20 protein-coding genes and 1 riboswitch are annotated in these 19,524 nt (G+C 51.8%); of the genes, 9 read left to right on the top strand and 11 right to left on the bottom strand.

Annotation, left to right across the window (positions count from 1 at the left end):
• Positions 1-61 precede the first annotated feature (61 nt).
• Positions 62-163: riboswitch (purine riboswitch) on the bottom strand.
• Between the two features lie 107 nt (positions 164-270).
• The 5 genes from ABEW73_RS17970 to ABEW73_RS17950 form a co-directional block, all read right to left on the bottom strand.
• Complete coding sequence (locus ABEW73_RS17970) at positions 271-849, bottom strand: NAD(P)H-dependent oxidoreductase (RefSeq protein WP_430166738.1); 579 nt, start codon at positions 847-849, stop codon at positions 271-273.
• Positions 850-910: 61 nt separating this feature from the next.
• Positions 911-1,501: a TetR/AcrR family transcriptional regulator gene (locus tag ABEW73_RS17965; RefSeq protein WP_430166737.1), complete on the bottom strand. Its 591-nt coding sequence runs from the start codon at positions 1,499-1,501 to the stop codon at positions 911-913.
• A gap of 161 nt (positions 1,502-1,662) precedes the next feature.
• The gene (locus ABEW73_RS17960) at positions 1,663-2,907 is read right to left on the bottom strand and encodes an MFS transporter (RefSeq protein ID WP_430166735.1); all 1,245 of its coding nucleotides are present in this window, start codon (positions 2,905-2,907) and stop codon (positions 1,663-1,665) included.
• A 121-nt stretch (positions 2,908-3,028) separates the two neighbouring features.
• Positions 3,029-4,801, bottom strand: a complete 1,773-nt coding sequence (locus ABEW73_RS17955) for a sensor histidine kinase (protein ID WP_430166733.1) — start codon at positions 4,799-4,801, stop codon at positions 3,029-3,031.
• Complete coding sequence (locus ABEW73_RS17950) at positions 4,798-5,517, bottom strand: response regulator transcription factor (protein WP_213647111.1); 720 nt, start codon at positions 5,515-5,517, stop codon at positions 4,798-4,800. The genes ABEW73_RS17955 and ABEW73_RS17950 overlap by 4 nt, the downstream gene beginning before the upstream one ends.
• Before the next feature lie 140 nt (positions 5,518-5,657).
• On the opposite strand from ABEW73_RS17950, the gene ABEW73_RS17945 reads away from it, so the two are divergent.
• The 3 genes from ABEW73_RS17945 to ABEW73_RS17935 all read left to right on the top strand — a co-directional run bounded on the left by ABEW73_RS17945 (position 5,658) and on the right by ABEW73_RS17935 (position 7,828).
• Positions 5,658-6,887 carry a DUF418 domain-containing protein gene (locus tag ABEW73_RS17945; protein ID WP_430166731.1) on the top strand — a complete coding sequence of 410 codons (1,230 nt, stop codon included), beginning with the start codon at positions 5,658-5,660 and terminating at the stop codon, positions 6,885-6,887.
• A gap of 167 nt (positions 6,888-7,054) precedes the next feature.
• A complete protein-coding gene (locus ABEW73_RS17940; RefSeq protein ID WP_009590367.1) occupies positions 7,055-7,360 on the top strand; it encodes an antibiotic biosynthesis monooxygenase in 306 nt (101 codons plus the stop codon).
• 336 nt (positions 7,361-7,696) lie between these two features.
• Entirely contained in the window at positions 7,697-7,828 is a 132-nt protein-coding gene (locus ABEW73_RS17935) for a DUF4023 domain-containing protein (RefSeq protein WP_009590359.1), read from the top strand.
• Between the two features lie 92 nt (positions 7,829-7,920).
• Here ABEW73_RS17935 and ABEW73_RS17930 read toward each other — a convergent pair whose 3' ends face one another.
• The 5 genes from ABEW73_RS17930 to ABEW73_RS17910 all read right to left on the bottom strand — a co-directional run bounded on the left by ABEW73_RS17930 (position 7,921) and on the right by ABEW73_RS17910 (position 11,325).
• On the bottom strand, positions 7,921-8,262 hold the full coding sequence (locus tag ABEW73_RS17930; RefSeq protein WP_430166729.1) for a DUF1801 domain-containing protein: 342 nt from the start codon (positions 8,260-8,262) through the stop codon (positions 7,921-7,923).
• Positions 8,263-8,303: 41 nt separating this feature from the next.
• Positions 8,304-8,702, bottom strand: a complete 399-nt coding sequence (locus ABEW73_RS17925) for a VOC family protein (RefSeq protein WP_430166728.1) — start codon at positions 8,700-8,702, stop codon at positions 8,304-8,306.
• Positions 8,703-8,824: 122 nt separating this feature from the next.
• On the bottom strand, positions 8,825-10,087 hold the full coding sequence (locus ABEW73_RS17920) for an RNA polymerase sigma factor (RefSeq protein WP_430166727.1): 1,263 nt from the start codon (positions 10,085-10,087) through the stop codon (positions 8,825-8,827).
• Positions 10,087-10,518, bottom strand: a complete 432-nt coding sequence (locus tag ABEW73_RS17915; protein WP_430166726.1) for a YciI family protein — start codon at positions 10,516-10,518, stop codon at positions 10,087-10,089. Before ABEW73_RS17915 ends, ABEW73_RS17920 begins: the two co-directional genes overlap by 1 nt.
• Before the next feature lie 249 nt (positions 10,519-10,767).
• Positions 10,768-11,325, bottom strand: a complete 558-nt coding sequence (locus tag ABEW73_RS17910) for a CGNR zinc finger domain-containing protein (RefSeq protein ID WP_430166725.1) — start codon at positions 11,323-11,325, stop codon at positions 10,768-10,770.
• A gap of 197 nt (positions 11,326-11,522) precedes the next feature.
• Between ABEW73_RS17910 and ABEW73_RS17905 the strand changes: the two genes are divergently transcribed.
• Together ABEW73_RS17905 and ABEW73_RS17900 are read left to right on the top strand one after the other, a co-directional pair.
• Positions 11,523-12,692, top strand: a complete 1,170-nt coding sequence (locus ABEW73_RS17905) for an epoxide hydrolase family protein (RefSeq protein WP_430166723.1) — start codon at positions 11,523-11,525, stop codon at positions 12,690-12,692.
• A gap of 82 nt (positions 12,693-12,774) precedes the next feature.
• Positions 12,775-13,329, top strand: coding sequence for a DNA topology modulation protein FlaR (locus ABEW73_RS17900; protein ID WP_430166721.1), 555 nt, complete (start codon positions 12,775-12,777; stop codon positions 13,327-13,329).
• A 17-nt stretch (positions 13,330-13,346) separates the two neighbouring features.
• On the opposite strand, the gene cysK is transcribed toward ABEW73_RS17900, so the two are convergent.
• Complete coding sequence (cysK, locus tag ABEW73_RS17895) at positions 13,347-14,261, bottom strand: cysteine synthase A (RefSeq protein ID WP_430166719.1); 915 nt, start codon at positions 14,259-14,261, stop codon at positions 13,347-13,349.
• Between the two features lie 428 nt (positions 14,262-14,689).
• On the opposite strand from cysK, the gene ABEW73_RS17890 reads away from it, so the two are divergent.
• From ABEW73_RS17890 to tatC, 4 genes are all read left to right on the top strand, one after another.
• Positions 14,690-15,541, top strand: coding sequence for a lipoate--protein ligase family protein (locus tag ABEW73_RS17890; protein WP_430166717.1), 852 nt, complete (start codon positions 14,690-14,692; stop codon positions 15,539-15,541).
• A gap of 727 nt (positions 15,542-16,268) precedes the next feature.
• Entirely contained in the window at positions 16,269-17,894 is a 1,626-nt protein-coding gene (locus ABEW73_RS17885; RefSeq protein ID WP_430166910.1) for a PhoX family protein, read from the top strand.
• A gap of 24 nt (positions 17,895-17,918) precedes the next feature.
• Positions 17,919-18,140, top strand: a complete 222-nt coding sequence (gene tatA / locus ABEW73_RS17880; RefSeq protein WP_015737862.1) for a twin-arginine translocase TatA/TatE family subunit — start codon at positions 17,919-17,921, stop codon at positions 18,138-18,140.
• On the top strand, positions 18,097-18,870 hold the full coding sequence (gene tatC, locus ABEW73_RS17875; RefSeq protein ID WP_430166908.1) for a twin-arginine translocase subunit TatC: 774 nt from the start codon (positions 18,097-18,099) through the stop codon (positions 18,868-18,870). Before tatA ends, tatC begins: the two co-directional genes overlap by 44 nt.
• Positions 18,871-19,524: the final 654 nt, after the last annotated feature.

Raw genomic sequence — 19,524 nt, 5'->3', positions numbered from 1 at the left:
ATTCCAATCAAGATGATCCTCCAGCCCGGCTTCAATCATTGCGAAGCTGGGCTTTTGGTGGTGGGATTCTCAACCTTCATGTAGTCAAGTCATTTACGGTAACCTGGTAGAAACGCCTGGGCCCTATTCCCCGGCATATACATCAAGATTTGATTTTGATTAAACGTACCCTTCCATTCTCTTTTCGTTTCATTTGTTGTATGAATTATAATCTTCCTGACCAAGAAGTCAAGCCATTGGAAGGAACTGTACATCTCACGCTCTGCCAGCTCAAGCCAATTTCCGTCCCATTCTCTGTACACGCTCAAGCCATTGCTTTCTTGCCACTTCAGGCATTTTGCGAAGCTGCGTAATGTTCGTGGCACGAACCGTGCCCACGCCGCAGAACTTCAGAATGGAATGCTTCATCATTTGATGTCCCGGCTGGCCGAGGTAGAAGCGATAGTAGACGTACGGCGAATCCATCGTGACGATCAGACGGGCCGTCTTCCCTTTGAGCAGCTGCTCCGGCAAAGGCGAGTTCCGGCGGTACTTAAACGCAAAGCCCGGCAGAAAAACCCGGTCAATGAACCCTTTGAGCAGCGCCGGCATGCCGCCCCACCAATTCGGGTACACAAACACCAGGTGATCCGCCCAAGAAATCAGTTCCTGCGCTTTTTGCAGATCCGGCTCCAGCGGTTGGTTACCCTTATAGCCGCCGGACAGATTCAGGTCAAACTCCAGCTCCGCAAGCACCAACTCCCGCACCTCCGCCCCGGATTCGACCGCCCCCCTCGCATAGACCTCTACCAGTTGACTGCCATAGCTGTTCTCGATGGGATTGCCTTGAATAATTAAAACCTTTTTCATATGTTTATTCCCCCTTATAATTTGGTTAGCGATCACTAACCTGATGACAAAAAAGAAAAGGTCACTCCGGACCTTTACCCAAACCTGTTAATGCCAATAGATGCGCCGTCACTTCAGGTGCAAGCGACGACAACGGTTCCTCCAGCTCCCCTTGCATCGTTGAGATTGCAAGCTGGTTGAATGCACCCATGATCAACACAGCGGTTAATCGCGTGTTCTGCGGCGGAATATCCCCCTGCAACACCGCTTGCTCAAGCAGATCATGCACGGCGTCCAGCGGCTGACGTCCCCTGCTCTTGAGCACCTCCGTAAACAGCTCGTGATGCTGGGATAAGAGCAGCAAGCCATATTTATCCTCGTCATATGACGCCAATACCCGGATGACGAGTGCCGATAGCCTCTCTGCAAACAGGCCGGGCCGGGAAGCATAATCATCCACCAGACGCGTATAACTGCTGCAGTATTCCTCGAACGCCTCCGCAGCCACGGCGTCCTTATTCGTAAAATGCTTATAGATCGCTGCATCCGTTACACCCGCCGCGGCACCGATCTCCTTCACTGATACGCCATCCACGCCCTTCTCGGCGAAGAGCTTCATGGCAGCCTGCAAAATATCCCTCTTCTTGCTATCGAAATGTGGTTTCTTCTTCATGCTCATATCATAAGTGAACGCTAACCAAATTGCAATAACCACCGCAAAAAAAGAGGCAACCCCTTGCCCGGAGTGCCTCTCCATTCCTATTCTTTCGCTTCCAGCAGCTTAAAAGCGCACGCTCAATCTCTTTTAGCCATGGACTCCATCATATGCCCAAGCTAAACTCCGGCTTCGACGGGAGCCGCCTTTACTTTTTTGCCGTACAGCAGCATAAGCGGGATGCTGATCACAAATGCGCCGGCAACAAGCAAGAACGGAATTCTCGGATCGATGCCATAGGCCCAGCCGCCAATGATGCCGGAAGGCGAAATAACAATAAGAATGAGCACCTGGAGCAGCGCGAATATTTTGGCGCGGTTCTCATCGTCTATCGCATTGGCCACCGCCGTCTCCAGATACGGATATGTCATCATCGTACCGATGGCGGCAATGACAGTGCTCAAACTCAGCACCAGCAGATCCCCTTGCGGCGCAAACACCAGTATGACATTGGACAATACCGATATTACGAATCCCCATACCATCGTCCGGTGCACATGCTGCTCCCTGATCCGGGGCATGATCCACCGCATGAATATTAGCATAATGACAGAGGAGAATGCCGGAAAGACCGAGATCAGGCCGCTGCCCAAATGCAAATATTCTACCATGAAGATGGAGACGTAGGTCGTCTTCACCGTCATCTGAAAATTGAACAATATATAAACGCCGAAGATCATCAGCAGCAGCGGATTTCCGAGCATGCTCTTCATCACCAAGGCATAGTCGGACATCCCTTCCCGCAGGCTCATCGCCTTCGTTTCCTTCATCTTGCGGTATCCGATATCCGTCTCCCTTGTGGCATAATGGCGCCCAATGAACTGGATCGTCATCAGGATACAGGCCAGCACGAACATGATGCGCACCCCGGGCACAAGCGAGAAATGATACACCAGCAGTCCGCCGATCGGTGCAAACAAGCCGCCCACGACGCTAATCAGCTGCAGCAGCGTAAAGACATAGGTTCGCTCCTTCGGTGCGGTGTCCTCTACCAGCAGACAGTAAAAGGCGGTATGCGGCACCTTTTGGAAGCCGTTGATGACGGCCGCGATCACAAAAAACCAAAAGTTCTGTGAAACGGCCCAGAGCAGCGTGGCCACGGACCAGCTTAGTACGTCGAAGTATAGCAGCGCCTTTTTTCTGCCTAAACGGTCTGTTAAATACCCGCTGAGAAACGAAGAAAGCACCTGTACAAGCAAACCGATGGAGGTAATCCAGCCGATTCCCGTCTCGGTTACCCCAAGTTGGTACATGTAGATGGAGGTGTACGTCGTAAACATGCTGTAAGGGATGAGAAACAGCGGCTCATAGACGAGACAGCCCCGCGCATTGCCAGTCAATTGCCGAAACGAAGTTGAACCCATAATATCCTCCGGACCTCATGTAATCGTTGCTTAGCCATTATAGCGCAACCGAGCCGGTAGCAGGATAGGAAGGTTGAAGGATTTTTAGGCTCATTCCGGATATAACAATCCAGGAAAAACGTCAGTCCTTAATCGCGTTCAACAGCCCCTCGCCTTCTTGTACGGCAGCCTCAGGCAATAGAACGGTGATGGTGGTTCCTCGGCCTACTTCAGACCACACATTTACCCGGCCCCGATGCGCTTCGACTATCGCCTTCGCGATGCTCATCCCGAGACCCGAGCCATCCATGCTCTCTTCGGTATTCGTTCCCCGGTAGTAACGCTCGAACAGGTTGCAGCGGGTCTCTTCGTCCATCCCTACGCCTTGATCGGCAACCACGATCGCCGCGCCGCCGGGACGACTCTCCACCCGGACCTCGACGTTAACCCCATCCGGATTATGCTTCACGGCATTCGTGATCAGGTTATCCATCAACCGCTGCAGCCACTTGGCATTGCCGTCGACGAGCAGCGCCTCTTCGCCACCGATATAATTGAAATTCGCATCCAGCGTGGCATCGTTGACGTATTTCAGCACGCAGCGGCGTACCAGCTCGTTCAGGTCAAGTCGGGTCAGCTCCTGCGGCCGGATTTCGCTTCTCAAACGGAATACGAGCGAGAAATCATCGATAAGCTCCAGCATGTACCCGCCCTTCTCCCGGATAACGGTTCCCATCTCCCGCAGCTCTTCCTGGCTCCAATCCTGGGGCGCGCTCTCGAGCATATAGCCGTAACCCTGGATGGAGGACAACGGAGTACGCAAATCATGCGATATCCCGGACATCCATTCTTCCCGGTTACGATCGAGCCGCTCCCGTTCCCGCTCGGTCTCGGCAAGCTGCTCCGCCATCTTGTAAAAAGAATGAATGACTTCCTTGTACAGCTTAAAGCGCGTGCGCAGCTTTCCGTTCTTGCGGAATACCCGCTTCCGGTCCTTCGGCGTTAGCACTTCCTCGTAGGCTCCGCTCCCCATCCGCTCAAACCACCCGGTAAACAGCAGCAGCGGCCGGCTGTACCGATATCCATGCCATATCGCGATCCCTAGCGACAACACAAGCACGCAGACCATCGTCCATAACGCCACGCGGATCAGGTCGTTCATCATCGGTCGCTTCTTCAGGGCACCGTCCTGCGGCGTATGATACACCCAGGTGTTGCCGCTGGCTGCGTCGCGATAAACCGCAATATGCGTTGAATACGTGCCGGGCTGCTCTTGCATCGCGATGATCTCCAGCGGATGGTAACTCGTCTTTTGATCCGCATGGGTTCCAATCGCTTGGACAATACGGCCCTCCCGGTCAATGACATGCAAATAACCGCCTAGACCAGCCAATTCGCGACGGAGGGCCACTTCATCCTCCGGCCTCACCCTACCACCGTCTTGATAGGTGGCATACCATGTCCGAAGATGATCCGAGCTCTCATCGATCCATCCAATCAGAAACAACAGAGGTTCCGAATACGTCAGGTCCATCTGCCAATCCATCATATACTTTCCAAAACGGCGCTCCTCCTTAATCTCAAGCAAGTTGCTTACCGAATATTTCGAAGGAACCCTTGAGGTCGTGTTGGTGGAATGAATCACATTCCCCTTCATATCCACGACTTGAAGCCACATATCATTCTCCTGCAGCAAGAGCTTCCAATGGTCCTCCAACAATACTTCGCCTTTCTCTGTCACCGTCTCCATGACGATGCTGTCGAGGACACCTGTTGGAAAGTTGCGCTGGAGCTCATCTTCGCTAATATGTTTGATCAGGAAGAATAAGAGCACGATCAGGAAGCAAAACATAAACGCCGAGAACGCAATCAATTGGTACGTAAAATGAAAGGCCAGCCTTCTGCGCAGTCTCATCGGACTTTCTCCTTAACCAGCTTGTAGCCGAGCCCCCGGACCGTCAGTAGATATTGCGGGTTGCTCGGATCCTCCTCGATGCGCTCGCGTATACGGCGGATATGCACCATGACGGTGTTGTCCTCGCCCATGCCGTCGATGCCCCATACGGCTTCGTACAGCTGCGACTTGGAGAATACGACCCCCGGGTGCTTGCAAAAATAAAGCAGCAGCTGAAAGACCTGCGCCGGACAAGGTACAGGCTCTCCCAGCACCGTAAGCTCCCCGGCGGATTCATCAACCTTAAATCGGCCGAAATCCCATGCACGCTGGATCACCGGCTGCTCAGACGACACGGTCGTCCCGATGCCGCCACGGCGCAGACGCGCCTTGATCCTTGCGGCAATCTCCAGCGGATTAAAAGGCTTGGTTACATAATCGTCTCCGCCCATCGCAAAACCGGTCAGCACATCCAGATCCGATGCTTTGGCCGTCAGAAACAGGATGTGCGGACTGCCATAGGAACGGATCTGCGGACAGAGATCAAATCCCGTGCCGTCCGGCAGCATGACATCCAGCAGCACGATATCCGCTCCGTGTGCAGCAATTTCGCTAAGCGCCTCCTTACAGCTGGAGGCTGTGAATATGCGGTTAAAACCTTCCTTGCGCAGCACCATCTGCAGCATTTTCACAATGGAAGGTTCGTCATCTACAATTAAAATTCGTGTTTGATCCATTATATCTCACCCGACATTTATGCTAGCACAACAACCTTAACAGGAGTTAAACAAATGCTGGAAGAGTTAAGAAAAAGTTAGGATGCCGTTTCCGAGTTATTTCATTTCGAGTTTTATACTTGGTGTCAGAGGTGATTAACATGAATTCAAATAAACGTTCTACGGCCGTGGATGCGATTCGCGGCTTGAGCTTGCTCGGCATCCTGATGGCCAATATGCTTATTTTTCAATACGGCATGTTCGGCAAAGACGAGCTGCATCTCTTCCAGCCATCCACGCTGGATCTGATCAGCCATGACATGCTGAAGGTATTCGTAGAGGGCAGCTTCATGCCGATCTTTACGTTCCTGTTCGGCTACAGCATGGTCAAGATGCGGGAAAGCTTAGTCGGCAAAGGGCTCAAATATGGACGCAGCTTCTTTCGCAGGTCCGTGCTGCTGATCATTCTCGGCTGGCTGCATTCCACATTCATCTGGGAAGGCGATATTCTGCTGTTTTACGGAGCGGTCGGACTATTCCTGATGCTGTTTGTGAAACGGAAAGCCAAAACGATCCTGATCTGGGGGATCCTCTTCCTCACGCTGCTGACCGTCTTTGGATATGGCTCTATGGAGCCTGCGGCAGGTGAAGCAGAGCGTACGGAGAATTATGTAAAGCAATCTATTGAGGTGTACGGCAATGGCACATACAGCGAGATTCTAAACTTTCGTTCAACTGAAGAAATACCCATGGATCTTCCAGACTGGATGCTGCTGCTGGTCATTCTGATTGCTCCGCTGATGAGCGCGCCGATGTTCCTGTTTGGTATGGTCGCCGCCAAACGCGGGCGCTTCCTTCATCCTTCCATGGAGATCAAGCTGTATCTAAGGTGGTCCCTGCTCGTTCCGGTCGGGCTTGGACTAAAGACCGCAGGGGTTATGCTCGGGTCAACCCACGGCTTGAGCGGCATCTTTATGATGCTTGGCGGACCTCTGCTCGCGCTGGGGTATATACATCTGTTCGCCTCCCTATACGCCTTCTCGTCTAAACAATCGGTTATCATCCGGGCGTTTGAAGCGGTTGGGCGGATGTCGCTAACCAACTATTTGACGCAAAGCGTTGTGTGCGTACTGATATTCTACGGATTCGGGCTGGGTATGTTCGGCAAGCTCGGCGTGCTGCAAGGAGCGTTGCTAGCCATCCTGATCTATGCTGTACTGGCCACGGGCAGCCTGTTCTGGTTGAAACGGTTCCGCAGCGGCCCGATTGAACGGCTGCTGCGCATTGGTACCTACTGGTCGTGGAGCGGCAGGGCGAAACCCAAAGTCATGGCGCCGGCTGCCGCCGTACCTGCTGCAGAGTTTCCGGCAGATGGTCCTCCGGCGACCTGAGTTTGCCACATCTTTGGCTTGAAGCCGGGGGAGCTCAAGCTCCGTGGCTTTTGAAGCTCCTTAGCTCCCAAGATGAAATCGTCCCTTCCGTTCATGTATAATGGACGCATGCAAGGGGCTAAACATTTCTGTCATTTTTCCGGTCATCACTGAAGGAGGAGTCAAGCATGCTGGTTGTTACAAACTCGATTAAGGTTAAACCGGGCTTCGGACAAGAAATTGCGCAGCGATTCGCTGAAGCGAAGGGTGTGCAGGAGATTGAGGGATTCGTACGGATGGAAGTATGGCACGAAGCCAAAGAAGGCGCAGAGGCAGAGGAACTGAAGGTCTCTACGGTATGGGAAGACGAGGAGGCGTTCAAACGCTGGACTTCCAGCGAATCATTCCGGCAATCCCACGGTCAGGGCCGCAACGAGAATATTTTGGGCGCTTCCTTGAACAAATATGAGCTGTTGATCAGTCATAAGAAGTAATCAAACACCATAAATACCCCGCCCGGGCGTTTGACTGTGGCAGGGTATTTTTTTGCCGTGATATGACAGATACCTTCTCCATTTCGTTCGCAATCCCTATGAAACCAAAAAAGACATACCTCAGGGCCCCTGATCGTTTATCGTGTACCCCGCGGCACCTTCGACCCGTTTGGCTTGAAGACTATCCACTCGCTCCATAACCGGTTCTATGTCTTGCTCCTGATCCAGCACCATCCATATCCATTCCAAAGTCACCAAATATGATCACGACGAAATGGTTATATTAAGCACGATCAGGCAAAGCCATACATTCTGAGCAAAAGGAGCTTACGTCATATGGAAAGCACGCACGATTTTGTGGAAAAAATGAACGAAAACGCGGAGAAGGCCCGTCGTAACAAAGAGAATCACGGCAAAGGAACGCCAAGCGACAAGCTGCCGACCAAGCAGCACGGCACCAAGAAGTAAAATGACGCATACCGCGATCCTCATAGGATCGCGGCTATTATATCAGAAACGCTTCGAACAACGGTTATCCACGCTTCCCTATTACATATGATTTATAGTCCATCGGATGCCTGCTTCAGCAGGGATCCGAGCGCATCATAATCGACCTGCTGCCCGGACGAGATTTTGATGGTCTTTCGTTCAGGCGGTCCTTCAAACAACGCTTCAGGCCAATCCAGGCCATCCGCATTGAAAATCGTAAAGCTCACCGCGCTCTTCGCGACGCTGATTACCGCCGCATATTTTCCATTCTTCAAAAAATGGGGCTTTTTATATTGAAGCCGTTCCGAAACGTCCGGGATCGTACTGTGCACGAGCTCCCGAAGCTGCTCGCTGGCCTCCACCTTCCAGGTATCACTAATGGCTGCAATGTAATCCGTTACTTCTTGATTCATCTTATTGGCTCCCTCTGTATCATTGTATATTATTTTTCAACTCAGCCCTGATGAACCATCTGCCAGGTCATGCCGTAACGGTCCACCACTTCACCGTAGTAGGCTCCCCAAGGCTGCAGGGCAAACGGATATTTCTCGGTACCCCCATGGCTAAGATGGCGATAGGCGGCGCGGGCGTCTTCCTCATTATCAAACGTGATGGCCAGACCCATGCTCGTACTATTGCCGGTTTCCTGAAAAGCATCGGTGAGGATGAGCTTATTGCCGCCAGCCAGCGTTAACGACATATGCATAACCTTATCCTGATGGGCTTCCGGTATGCCCGGCATGTCCTTGAAGGTAGTCAACAAACCGATCTCTCCACCCAGCGCTTGCATGTAAAAATCCGCCTGAGCTCTTGCATCCTCCGAAATAATAAAAGGTACCATTTGTGCTTGCATTTTCATCTTCCTCTCAGTTCATTTTTTAGTTTTATATCTAAATGACGAACGAGATTTTATGTAATCGACACACCTTCATATTTTTCCGAAAAAATTTTAATAAAATCTTTCTTCAGCTTGTCTCAGGACTCGGCTGGCAGGCATTCTGCCGCACGATCAAGCAGCAGGGCCCGTTCCCTCAGGTTATCCGTCAGCGATGCGGCCAGCTTGAACTCGGCGCAGGCTTCGTCCAGGCGTCCCAGCTTAAAGAGCAGGTCTCCCCTTACGCTCGGGAGGAGATGGTATCCCTTCAAGGCGGGCTCGCAGCGTAAAATGTCCACGATCTCAAGCCCGATCTCCGGACCGAAAGCCATGGAGAGGGCCACACCCCGGTTCAATTCCACGATGGGCGAAGGAGAAACCTGGGCCAATGCCTCATACAGCGCGGAGATACGAATCCAGTCGGTCTCTGCGGCACTCGGTGCTCCGGCATGACATGCGGAGATGGCAGCCTGTATGGCGTAAGGTCCCGTCATTCCGCCCAACCGCTCGATCCGATCCAGGGCGGCAAAACCGCGCCGAATCAATAAATAATCCCACAAGGCCCGATTCTGATCCATGAGCAGGACAGGCTCCCCCTCCGCGTTGACCCTGGACTTGAACCTAGAGGATTGAAATTCCATTAACGCAACCAAACCATGCACCTCGGCCTCCGTCGGCGCGATCTCTGCCAGCACCCGCCCGATCCGAAGCGCTTCCTGACACAGCAGCGGGCGAATCCACTGGCTGCCCGACGACGCTGCATAGCCCTCATTAAACATGAGGTAGATGACCTCAAGGACCGATGACAATCGCGGTTTAAGCTCGGCTCCCTGAGGAATCTCGAATGCCACCCGGGTCGCCGACAGCGTCCGTTTGGCACGAACGATTCGCTGCGCGATCGTCGGTTCAGGCACAAGATAGGCGTGGGCAATCTCCGCAGTCGTTAATCCGCCAAGCAAGCGCAGCGTCAGAGCCACCCGCGCCTCAGGGGAAAGAACCGGATGACAGGTCATGAAGATCAGTCGTAGAAGATCGTCGTTCACTTCCCCCGGCTCCGGTACCTGAATGTCCGAATCCATCCGGGAATCCATTTCGCGTCCCAACAGCTCATACTTCTGATCGCGTACCTTATTCCGCCGCAGCAGGTCCAGCGCTTTGCGCTTCGCAGCGGTCATCAGCCATCCACCGGGATTATCCGGTATGCCGTCTATCGGCCAGCGTTCCAGCGCAGCGATAAGCGCATCCTGAGCAAGGTCCTCGGCGATACCGACGTCACGAACCATTCGAGTCAGGTAAGCAATGATTTTGGAGGATTCGATTCTCCAGATGGCATCGATCGTGCGATGGGTATCTGCCGCTGACATTACGGATTCTGCCTTTGGATGTGTTCACGCATTTCGTATTGCTTGGCCTGCGCTTCCGGGTCCTGCGTTAAGTCAGTCGGTTCAAACACCTGACGGAGCTCGATCTGGCCCGCACCGAAGCCGTGTGGATCCGGCATGCGTTTAGCCCACTCGATCGCCTCTTCCCTCGTCTTCACTTCGATCAAGGTATACCCTGCAATTAGTTCCTTCGCTTCCGTAAAGGGACCATCGGTAATTTTCGGCTTGCCCCCCGGCTCCGGATAAGAGATCCGGATGGCGCTCGAGCTTGGATGGAGCCCATCGGCGGCAAGCAGCACGCCCGCTCTGGCCAGCTCCATGTTGTACCTCATCATGGCATCCAACTGCTCTGCGCTTGGCAATACGCCTGCCTCGGAATCCTCGGTTGCCCTTACAATCATCATAAATCTCATTTTTATTCCCTCCTGGTTATCGAGACTAAACTTAAATTTTCGTTCTATGCTTAATCAACGAATAGAAAATGCTCTAATCGACAAAGACATCAACATTTTTTCAAAAAATAATAGATTACAAGCATTTCGTTACTGAATCGTTTATTCCTGTTGGAATGATTCGGGTCCATAAAAAAAGACCAACCAAGACAAACGCTTGATAGGTCTTTGGAGTTGGACCTGATTCAAATCTGGTCCCATGGCTGCGGTTCATCTCTTGGACTTACCTCGCTCCCGATATGTTTTATTCTTCGCCCGATTGCCGCAGGCTTTCATCGAGCACCATTTTCCCGTTCCCGGCCTCGAGCGGTCAACGAATACCCACTGACAATCTTCGGCCGTACACACTCTCAATCTGCCCCACATATTCTTTTCACGCAGCCGAAATACCATAATCAACAGCCGGGACATGCCGGCTCTTCCCTGTGTATCCACAGGTTCAACAGCGTCTGCGGTGTCACCGAAGCGATAAAAGAACCGAAACCGCCCGGCTACACAGTTTAACGCTTGGAAGCCGGCTGCCTGATGATCATGTATATTATTCGGAATGGCTGCTCTTAAGCCGCCCCGCAGCTCGCGGGCCAAAGCCAGATCCTCTTCAGATACGGTGTCCTGTTCCAGAACAAAGCCGTTTTTTAACAGCCACATGCGCAGATCCTCCGCGGCCGGAAGCAGCTCCACACCCGGATCCCCATCATATCTCATGCGTTTATCATGGGTGTTGATAAAATCCGCGATGATTTCGAGTTGATCATATTCCTGTCCCACAACAAAACAAACCTCCTATTGATTTCTCCATAACAAACCAGTAAAGTGTATTTATCGGTTAGCTAACCAGATATATATTTTTAACGGTCACTCGTAACAATATAAAGAATGCCCTATCGCTTCGTTTACCTATCTACCGCAAGTTTGTTGATTGTTATCAGTATACCAGACTCGCATCTTTCCAAGAGGTGAAACAAATGAAGATCCAACCGTTTTCTTTTCAAATCGAGTCCGCTGCCATTGATGATTTATATCGGCGCCTGGACATGACCCGATGGCCTGACGAAATCCCCGGAGGACAATGGGATTATGGAATTCCCCTTGATTTCATGAAGGACATGGCCGCCTACTGGAGGCATGAGTTCGATTGGGAAGCCTTCCAGCGCTCCATTCATGCCTTTCCGAATTATATCGCTGAAATCGATGGAATCGACATTCACTTCATACATATTAAGGGCAGCGGCGAGCACCCCATCCCGCTCCTCATTGCTCACGGTTGGCCCAGCTCCTTCTATGAAATGCTGGAGCTTATCCCTTACCTTACGAATCCTGAGCAATTTGGCAGCCATGCGGAAACTTCCTTCGACGTTGTCATCCCATCGATCCCGGGCCATGGATTCTCAGGTATCGAACTGCGTCCGGGCTTTGAAGATCGCCAGGCGGGGGAACTGCTTATGAATCTCATGACAGAGCTCGGTTACGAACGATTCGGTGCACACGGCTATGATATCGGAGCCAGCATTCTGGGGCTCATGTGTCTCGACCATCCCGACCGGTTCATCGGCTATCACACGACATCGCCAGGGAACCCCAGTCCCTATGTGGACTCGAACTCAAAGCTTTCGCCCGAGGAGGCCGAGTTCCTCGACTATCAGAAGCAATGGGGACGCGAGGAGGGCGCCTACGCCCATATTTTGGGAACACGGCCGCAGACGGCAGCCTATGGATTGCATGATTCACCCGTGGCGCTGGCCGCGTTCATTCTGGAAAAATGGCACTACTGGACATCTCCCGAGGATGGCGATGTGTTGCAGCATTTCAACAAGGCGCAGCTCATGGCCAACGTCTCCATCTACTGGCTGACCCAGAGCATCAACGCCTCGAACCGCTATTATTATGAAGGCAAGCATACGAGGTGGCCGGGGCCAGGTGAAAGCTCACCTGTACCGCATGGTGTCACCTTAAGCGCTCAGCGGAACGAGCGTCCGCCCCGATCCTATGTGGAACGGATCTTCCCGAATGTGATCCACTGGAAGGATCTAAATGCGGGCGGGCACTTCATTGCAGCAGAACAACCGGCCTGGATTGCCGAGCAAATCATCGCTTTCTTCAAGTTGCTCCGCGATTCGCCGCAGGATGTTGTGTAATTTTACGAATAATAGGACAGGAGATCGCCGCATCGGTACCGAAATGATTAGCTACCATTTCTCATGAATGCGGTGATCTCATATGGTAACTAACATTCCGAACCGGATCCATATTATCGGCTCCGTCGGAAGCGGAAAAACGACACTCGCCAGGACGCTGTCCTCCCAGTTCCACATTCCTTATTACGAGCTCGACAATGTGGTGTGGGAGCGAGCCGAGCCGGATGATATTCGGAGGAGCGAAGCGGACCGGGATGCGATGTTAATAAGCATCATCAACACGAAATGCTGGATCATCGAAGGCGCTCACCTTAATTGGGTCAGCCCCAGCTTCGACCGTGCAGATCTTATTGTATTCCTGAACCCGTCCTACTCCATAATAACCTACAGGATCATTACAAGGTTCATCAAGCAGCGACTGCGACTTGAACAGGCGCATTATACACCCAACTGGGGCATGTTCAAAAAAATGTTCGAATGGAGCGCCGCGTTTCAGCGGAAAGGCAGATATCAGACTCAGGACACTCTCGAAGATTATCCCGGCAAAGTGGTCGTCGTAAAAGATCTCAAACAGCTTAAACGACGGCTCGAACAGTGGAGTGCGCCCATAGAACAACAGGAAAGGACCTCCGGTTAACCGGAGGTCCTTCTCACTTAGAAAATATCCATGCTCAAATACCGTTCTCCCGTATCCGGGGCAATGCAGACAACCCGCTTCCCTTCCCCCAGCCGCTTCGCTACATGAAGAGCAGCGAATACCGATGCGCCGGAGGACGGTCCTACCAGAATTCCTTCCCTGCGAGCCAAATCCCGCACTGTTTGCAACGCATCCTCGTCGGCAATCTGGATAATCTCATCATATACGCTTGTATTCAGGATCTTCGGTACAAAACCCGGGCTCGTACCCACCAGCTTGTGCGGTCCAGGCTGTCCGCCGGAGAGCACAGGCGAGCCCTTCGGCTCGACTACCGCGATGTGCAGATTCGGCAGGGACTTCCGCAGCTCTTCCCCGGTACCGGTTACGGTGCCGCCCGTTCCCGCCGTTGCCACGAAGGCATCCAGCCGCCCTTCCATCTGCCCCAAAATTTCCGGCGCTGTCGTCAACCTGTGAATGTCTGGGTTGGCCGCATTCTCAAACTGCTGCGGAATGAAGCTGCCGGGAATCTGCTCCCTGAGCTCAAGCGCTTTGGCAATGGAGCCCGGCATGCGTTCGGTGCTCGGTGTCAGCACGACCTCCGCGCCGTACGCCTTCAATATATTTATCCGTTCCTTGGACATGTTGTCCGGCATAATCAGGATAGCGCGGTAACCCTTGGCTGCTGCTATCATCGCCAGGCCAATGCCCGTGTTCCCGCTCGTTGGCTCAATAATCGTGCCGCCCGGTTGGAGTAATCCTTGTTCCTCTGCGGTATGAATCAGATTGTACGCCGCGCGGTCCTTCACGCTGCCGGAAGGATTGAATCTCTCAAGCTTTACATAGACATCAGCAGACCCTTCAGGCAGTAGCCACTGAAGTTTCACCATTGGCGTCTGACCGATCATATCAACTACACTATTATAAATCTCCATGATGTTGATGCTCTCCTTTATATATGAAGTGAAATCATTCTCCACCAAGATCACTTATAAAGACAATAGACTTACTCGGATTATAACAAAAACTTCGATCGACGTACATTCACAGATGACAGACAGCGTTTAGCAGAAGTTTTTGTTGCGATATCAGGAAGTTTCAAGCTTATGAAGTTTATACTTTCTGATATCTTAACAAAAACGTCGATCGACGTACATTCACAGAGACAGACCGCGTTAAGTCGAACCATTGCCAGGAGCTTGCTCAGGCAGCAAAGGTCCCCGACTCATAAGGCGAGGCTCGCCGCTTCAGTATGAATTTATGGTATGCTGTTCAAAGAAAATAACGATCGGGCTCCCCTTCGGAAGACAAACCCTTCCATGGTCTATGCACGATCCATATATAAGAGGAGGCGCAAGAAAGCGTGAATATTCCGCTGTCACTACCTGAAGATCAACCCGTCCTGCTGCTCGACCGGACACATGATTTATCGCACCAGGACGTGCTGTACCATTTTGCGCTGGACGAGCTCCTATGCAGGCTGACCGGAGGTGGTGGGCCGGCCGTCTGCCATCTGTGGCGGCATCCGCGCGCTTTTGTGATGGGTGTGCGCGACAGCCGCCTTCCCCATGCACCGCAAGGGGAAGCTATGCTTCGTTCCCTCGGCTATGACACCGCCGTCCGCCATTCGGGCGGTGCTGCTGTTCCCTTAGACGCTGGCGTGGTGAACCTGTCCCTCATCCTTCCCTTTTCCTCTACGGGACCGGCGCCTGACTTTCATCAGGACTTTGAGATCATGGTAGAGCTGATCCGGGAGGCCCTCCGCGGCACCGGACAGAACGTAGATACCGGCGAAATTGCTGGCGCCTTCTGTCCCGGTACGTTCGATTTAAGCATAGGTGGCCTTAAATTTTGCGGCATTGCCCAGCGGCGACAGCGTAAAGCCTTCATTATCCAGGCTTTTATCATCGCCGAAGGCTCAGGCAGCGAGCGTGCCCGGCTGGTTCGTTCCTTCTATGATATTGCCGCTGCGGGTGCAGACCCCAAGCAATATCCTCTAGTAGAGGCTAACAGCACCGCCAGTCTTGAAGAGCTTACGAACATCGGTACCGATCAGAACGCCGTGCACCCGTTTATCGTTGCTGTAAAAGAGGCCATCCGCAGCTGGCAGTCAGGCAAGGAGCTGACAGAAGCCGCTTCCAGGTTTACGATGCCAGGCACTGAGGAGATTTGTGTCATGGCCGAACAGATGCGGCAGCGGTATAACCTTAATTAAACATAATAAAGAACCATATAGACTGATTAATCAGTCTATATGGTTCTTTATATTTCTTTCATTTTGCAGTACTGACGGAAGCATGCAACAGTTTTTGCTGTTCTTGCAGATATCCAAGAGACGAATAAACAAACTAATGGACACTAGATCCGTTATTTCAAAAAAACAGCAACTTTCCCCGTACTTCCGGACTCAGAATCCGCTATCTACTATAAATACCACGATTAACAGCCATATTCTATGTAATAACGGATCTGATGTCCTCATTTAACCCCCAACCCACCAATCGAGGCGTAATAGTGGAACCTCTGTCCTCAAATCATCGCAACAGTTAACACGCTCATACAGCGTCTGGTATTCCGCAGACCAACAAACCTCGCCCTATCGATACAATCCGTCCATCAATCCATTCGCGTCCTTCGATTCATTCTATCCGTTCGACACAGTAGGTTGATCGTAACAAATCGGCCGTTCGGTCGATCCACACAATCCATCCATCAATTCAATCCAATCAATTCACCTAGGACCCAAATAACTGAATCTGTTCAATTTGACACCATCATCTGGCAGTTAGGCCAAGTTATTAAAATTAGAACCGTATATCATACCTAGATTACTTTATTTTTACAATTCCACCATTCACCGATGATATTCCCTTAACACTTTCCCTATAAACTTGTCCTGATGGCAATTTATACATTAGGGGTGGATAAGCTTGAGTAAAACGATGGATCGCAAAACGTTTCTGTCTTATCTGGGTACTGGTGCAACCGCATTGGCAGCCGCTTCCGCAGGCTTAGGCGTATTGGAAGGGAAGGCTTCCGCCATGTCCGGAACCGCAAATCATCTGTTCGGATTCAAAACGAATCGGGTCAGCGGTTACTTCGAACCAATCGAACCAACCAAAGCAGACCAGCTCGTCCTGCCTAAAAACTTTAAATATGATGTCATTGCGGCTTTTGATGACGTGATCAATCCGGCTGGCGAAAAATTCGGCTCCGGCTGTGATTACAACGCATTTTTTCCGCTTAAGGGCTCCAATGTCCGCGGCCTCCTGGTCAACAATCATGAATACTCCACCATCTTCTCCATCGGTCCTGTGAAGGACGGGAAGATGACGGCGGACCAAATCCATAAAAACCTATATTATCAAGGCATGTCCGTTATCGAAGTATACCGTGACGAGAAGGGTGTATGGAAAATGGACACCACCTCCACCCATGCCCGCCGCATCAACGGCTTCAGCAAATTCGATATCACCGGTCCGGCCAAAGGCATCCCTGCCCTGAAAGGCGCAACGACAGCTACCGGCACGTTTGCCAACTGCTCCGGCGGCGTGACGCTTTGGAACACAGTCTTATCTTGCGAGGAGAACTTCGAGGACACCGCGGCAGTCTCTAACCTGCCGGATACGCATTACGGCTGGGTCGTTGAGGTTGACCCATTCGATAAATCCTTCCTGAAGAAGCATACAGCCCTCGGCAGATTCAATCATGAGAATACCGCGATGGGCCTTGCCGCAGACGGCCGGATCGTTGTCTATATGGGCGACGACAAGAAGGATGCCTGTGTCTATAAATTCATCAGCAAAAACAAATATGATAAAAGCAAAGGCCGAGCTAACTCCGCGCTTCTGGAAGACGGAACCCTGTACGTGGCCAACCTGAAGTCAGGCAAATGGCAGCCGGTCACCCTGGAGGCCGTAACCAAGGCCGCCGCAGAGGATAAAGAGGCACAAGCCAAATTCAAGTTCCAAGGCGATGTGGTCACTTACTGCCAGGAAGCTGCGCGTCTTGTCGGCGGAACACCAACGGACCGTCCAGAGGATATCGAAATCTCGCCGTTCGATAACACCGTGTTTATCTGCCATACGAACAACGACAATCACGGCAACATCCATGGTCATATAACGCGCATTTTTGAAGCGGGCAACGATCTGGCAGCCATGGAGTTTGACTTTGAAATTTTTGCTGCGGGAGGACGCCAATCCGGATTCAGCTCGCCGGACAACCTGGCTTTCGACTCGAACGGCGATCTGTGGGTCGTGACGGATATCTCCAGCAGCAGCCAGAACAAAGGCGTTCACAAATCCTTTATGAACAACGGACTGTTTGTGATTCCAACAAGCGGGCCGGATCAAGGGGTCGCGCTGCAATTCGCCTCCGGTCCGGTGGAATCCGAGCTTACAGGTCCTTTCTTCACACCCGACGAGCAGACGCTCTTCCTGTCCGTCCAACACCCGGGCGAGAATACGGAGGACCTCAGCAAACCAACCAGCACATGGCCTCACCGCTCCGGTGAAAACATGGCGCGCTGCGCCGTTGTAGCCATTAGCGGCTTCAAACTGGAGTAATACCAATCGAAAGGAGCGAGGATCATGCCGTTTGGTAACATCGGAATCGGTGGTTTAATTCTTATTTTGATTATCGCACTCATCATATTTGGTCCATCCAAGCTTCCCGAGCTCGGTCGCGCTTTCGGGCGGACCTTAAGCGAATTCAAGGGCGCAACCCGTGGCTTGATGAACGGAGACGACGAGAATGGAAAAAAAGACGATGCTCCGCAAACTGCTGCAGCGGTCGATAAGCAGCACAGCTAATCCGAACGACCAGAGCGCGATCGAGCATCTGGAAGAAATGCGGAAGCGCCTGATCCGCACCCTGATTGCGTTTCTCGTCGCGATAGTAGCTGCCTTCATCTACGTCGAGAAGATCTACCACTGGCTGGTACGAGGCATGGACAAACAGCTCGTTCTGCTCGGTCCTTCCGAAGTAATGTGGGTGTATATGATCATTGCGGGCGTTGTGGCCGTAACCGTCACACTTCCGATTGCCGCCTATCAAATATGGCGGTTCGTGCAGCCGGCGCTGCCGGATGGGACTCACCGCTCGGCTGTGCTGCTCATTCCCGTGATCAGCGTATTATTCATTGCCGGCATCTGCTTCGGATACTTCGTGCTGTTCCCGATGGTGCTGCAGTTCATGCAGCGTATGGCCGAAGGCGCATTCCAAACGATGTATACCGCGCAAAAATACTTCACGTTCATGATCCATATGACCGTTCCTTTCGGATTCCTGTTCGAAATGCCTGCCATCGTCGTTTTTCTGACGAAGCTCGGCATCGTGAATCCGCATCGGCTGGCCAAGATGCGCAAATCAGCCTACTTTCTGCTATGTATCGTGGCCGTCACCATCACGCCGCCGGATATCATGTCCGATTTGATTGTGATCGTTCCGCTGTTCCTGCTGTACGAAATCAGCGTATCGATCTCCAGATTCATCTATCGCAAGCAGTTGCGGCTCTCTCAACCGGAGGGCAGCGCAACCTAGTAAGGAACCAATTTCAATGTGTGCACTGCTCCCTGTGCGCACGTTGCTTGGTCCGGTGTATGCCTTTTACGAGATTTGCACGAAAAATCGTACAAACTGAATGGATAAGAGCTGTCGACTCAGGATGTTGTACGAAAAATCGCACAACAGGATGGCTAATTCCAGCTGTTATACGAGATTTGTACGAAAAATCGTACAAATCGAATGAATAAGAGCTGTCGACTGAGGAACTTGAACGAGAAACCGCACAACAGGAAGGCTAATGCCAGCTGTTATACGAGATTTGTACGAGAAATCACACAAACTGAATGGATAAGAGCTATCGACTCAGGAATTTGTATGAAAAATCGCACAACAGGAGGGCTAATGCCAACTGTTTTACGAGATTTGCACGAGTAATCGTGCAAATACGATTATGAAGGGATCCTTGCAGGAAATTAGAACGAAATTTCGTTCAACCCAAGTACATGTCCGTTTCCCCCGAAATTGGACGGAACTTTATAGAACCCGTAACTGGACAGCCTCATCATGCAGGTTGTCTGACCTACGGGTTCTTTTTTTTGCAATCCTCCCCTTTACCGATATCTTCGCTTCAACACGTATCCCCCGCTTTTTTTCGAACCGATTGTTTCGTTATATCCCCCCCTATCTGAG

The organism is Paenibacillus lautus (genome assembly GCF_050482385.1).
In the GTDB taxonomy this organism is placed as follows: domain Bacteria; phylum Bacillota; class Bacilli; order Paenibacillales; family Paenibacillaceae; genus Paenibacillus_AQ; species Paenibacillus_AQ lautus_B.
This window is presented reverse-complemented; position numbering and strand designations above follow the sequence as displayed.

Excerpts from the sequence above, each read along its gene's own strand:
- ABEW73_RS17940 (WP_009590367.1), top strand. The coding sequence starts at position 7,055 with ATGCTGGTTGTTACAAACTCGATTAAGGTTAAACCGGGCTTCGGACAA.
- ABEW73_RS17950 (WP_213647111.1), bottom strand. The coding sequence starts at position 5,517 with ATGGATCAAACACGAATTTTAATTGTAGATGACGAACCTTCCATTGTG.
- tatC (WP_430166908.1), top strand. The coding sequence starts at position 18,097 with ATGCTCCGCAAACTGCTGCAGCGGTCGATAAGCAGCACAGCTAATCCG.
- ABEW73_RS17905 (WP_430166723.1), top strand. The coding sequence starts at position 11,523 with ATGAAGATCCAACCGTTTTCTTTTCAAATCGAGTCCGCTGCCATTGAT.
- ABEW73_RS17915 (WP_430166726.1), bottom strand. The coding sequence starts at position 10,518 with ATGAGATTTATGATGATTGTAAGGGCAACCGAGGATTCCGAGGCAGGC.
- ABEW73_RS17945 (WP_430166731.1), top strand. The coding sequence starts at position 5,658 with ATGAATTCAAATAAACGTTCTACGGCCGTGGATGCGATTCGCGGCTTG.
- ABEW73_RS17970 (WP_430166738.1), bottom strand. The coding sequence starts at position 849 with ATGAAAAAGGTTTTAATTATTCAAGGCAATCCCATCGAGAACAGCTAT.
- ABEW73_RS17925 (WP_430166728.1), bottom strand. The coding sequence starts at position 8,702 with ATGCAAGCACAAATGGTACCTTTTATTATTTCGGAGGATGCAAGAGCT.
- ABEW73_RS17965 (WP_430166737.1), bottom strand. The coding sequence starts at position 1,501 with ATGAAGAAGAAACCACATTTCGATAGCAAGAAGAGGGATATTTTGCAG.
- ABEW73_RS17955 (WP_430166733.1), bottom strand. The coding sequence starts at position 4,801 with ATGAGACTGCGCAGAAGGCTGGCCTTTCATTTTACGTACCAATTGATT.
- ABEW73_RS17900 (WP_430166721.1), top strand. The coding sequence starts at position 12,775 with ATGGTAACTAACATTCCGAACCGGATCCATATTATCGGCTCCGTCGGA.
- tatA (WP_015737862.1), top strand. The coding sequence starts at position 17,919 with ATGCCGTTTGGTAACATCGGAATCGGTGGTTTAATTCTTATTTTGATT.
- ABEW73_RS17960 (WP_430166735.1), bottom strand. The coding sequence starts at position 2,907 with ATGGGTTCAACTTCGTTTCGGCAATTGACTGGCAATGCGCGGGGCTGT.
- ABEW73_RS17930 (WP_430166729.1), bottom strand. The coding sequence starts at position 8,262 with ATGAATCAAGAAGTAACGGATTACATTGCAGCCATTAGTGATACCTGG.
- ABEW73_RS17885 (WP_430166910.1), top strand. The coding sequence starts at position 16,269 with ATGGATCGCAAAACGTTTCTGTCTTATCTGGGTACTGGTGCAACCGCA.
- cysK (WP_430166719.1), bottom strand. The coding sequence starts at position 14,261 with ATGGAGATTTATAATAGTGTAGTTGATATGATCGGTCAGACGCCAATG.
- ABEW73_RS17935 (WP_009590359.1), top strand. The coding sequence starts at position 7,697 with ATGGAAAGCACGCACGATTTTGTGGAAAAAATGAACGAAAACGCGGAG.
- ABEW73_RS17920 (WP_430166727.1), bottom strand. The coding sequence starts at position 10,087 with ATGTCAGCGGCAGATACCCATCGCACGATCGATGCCATCTGGAGAATC.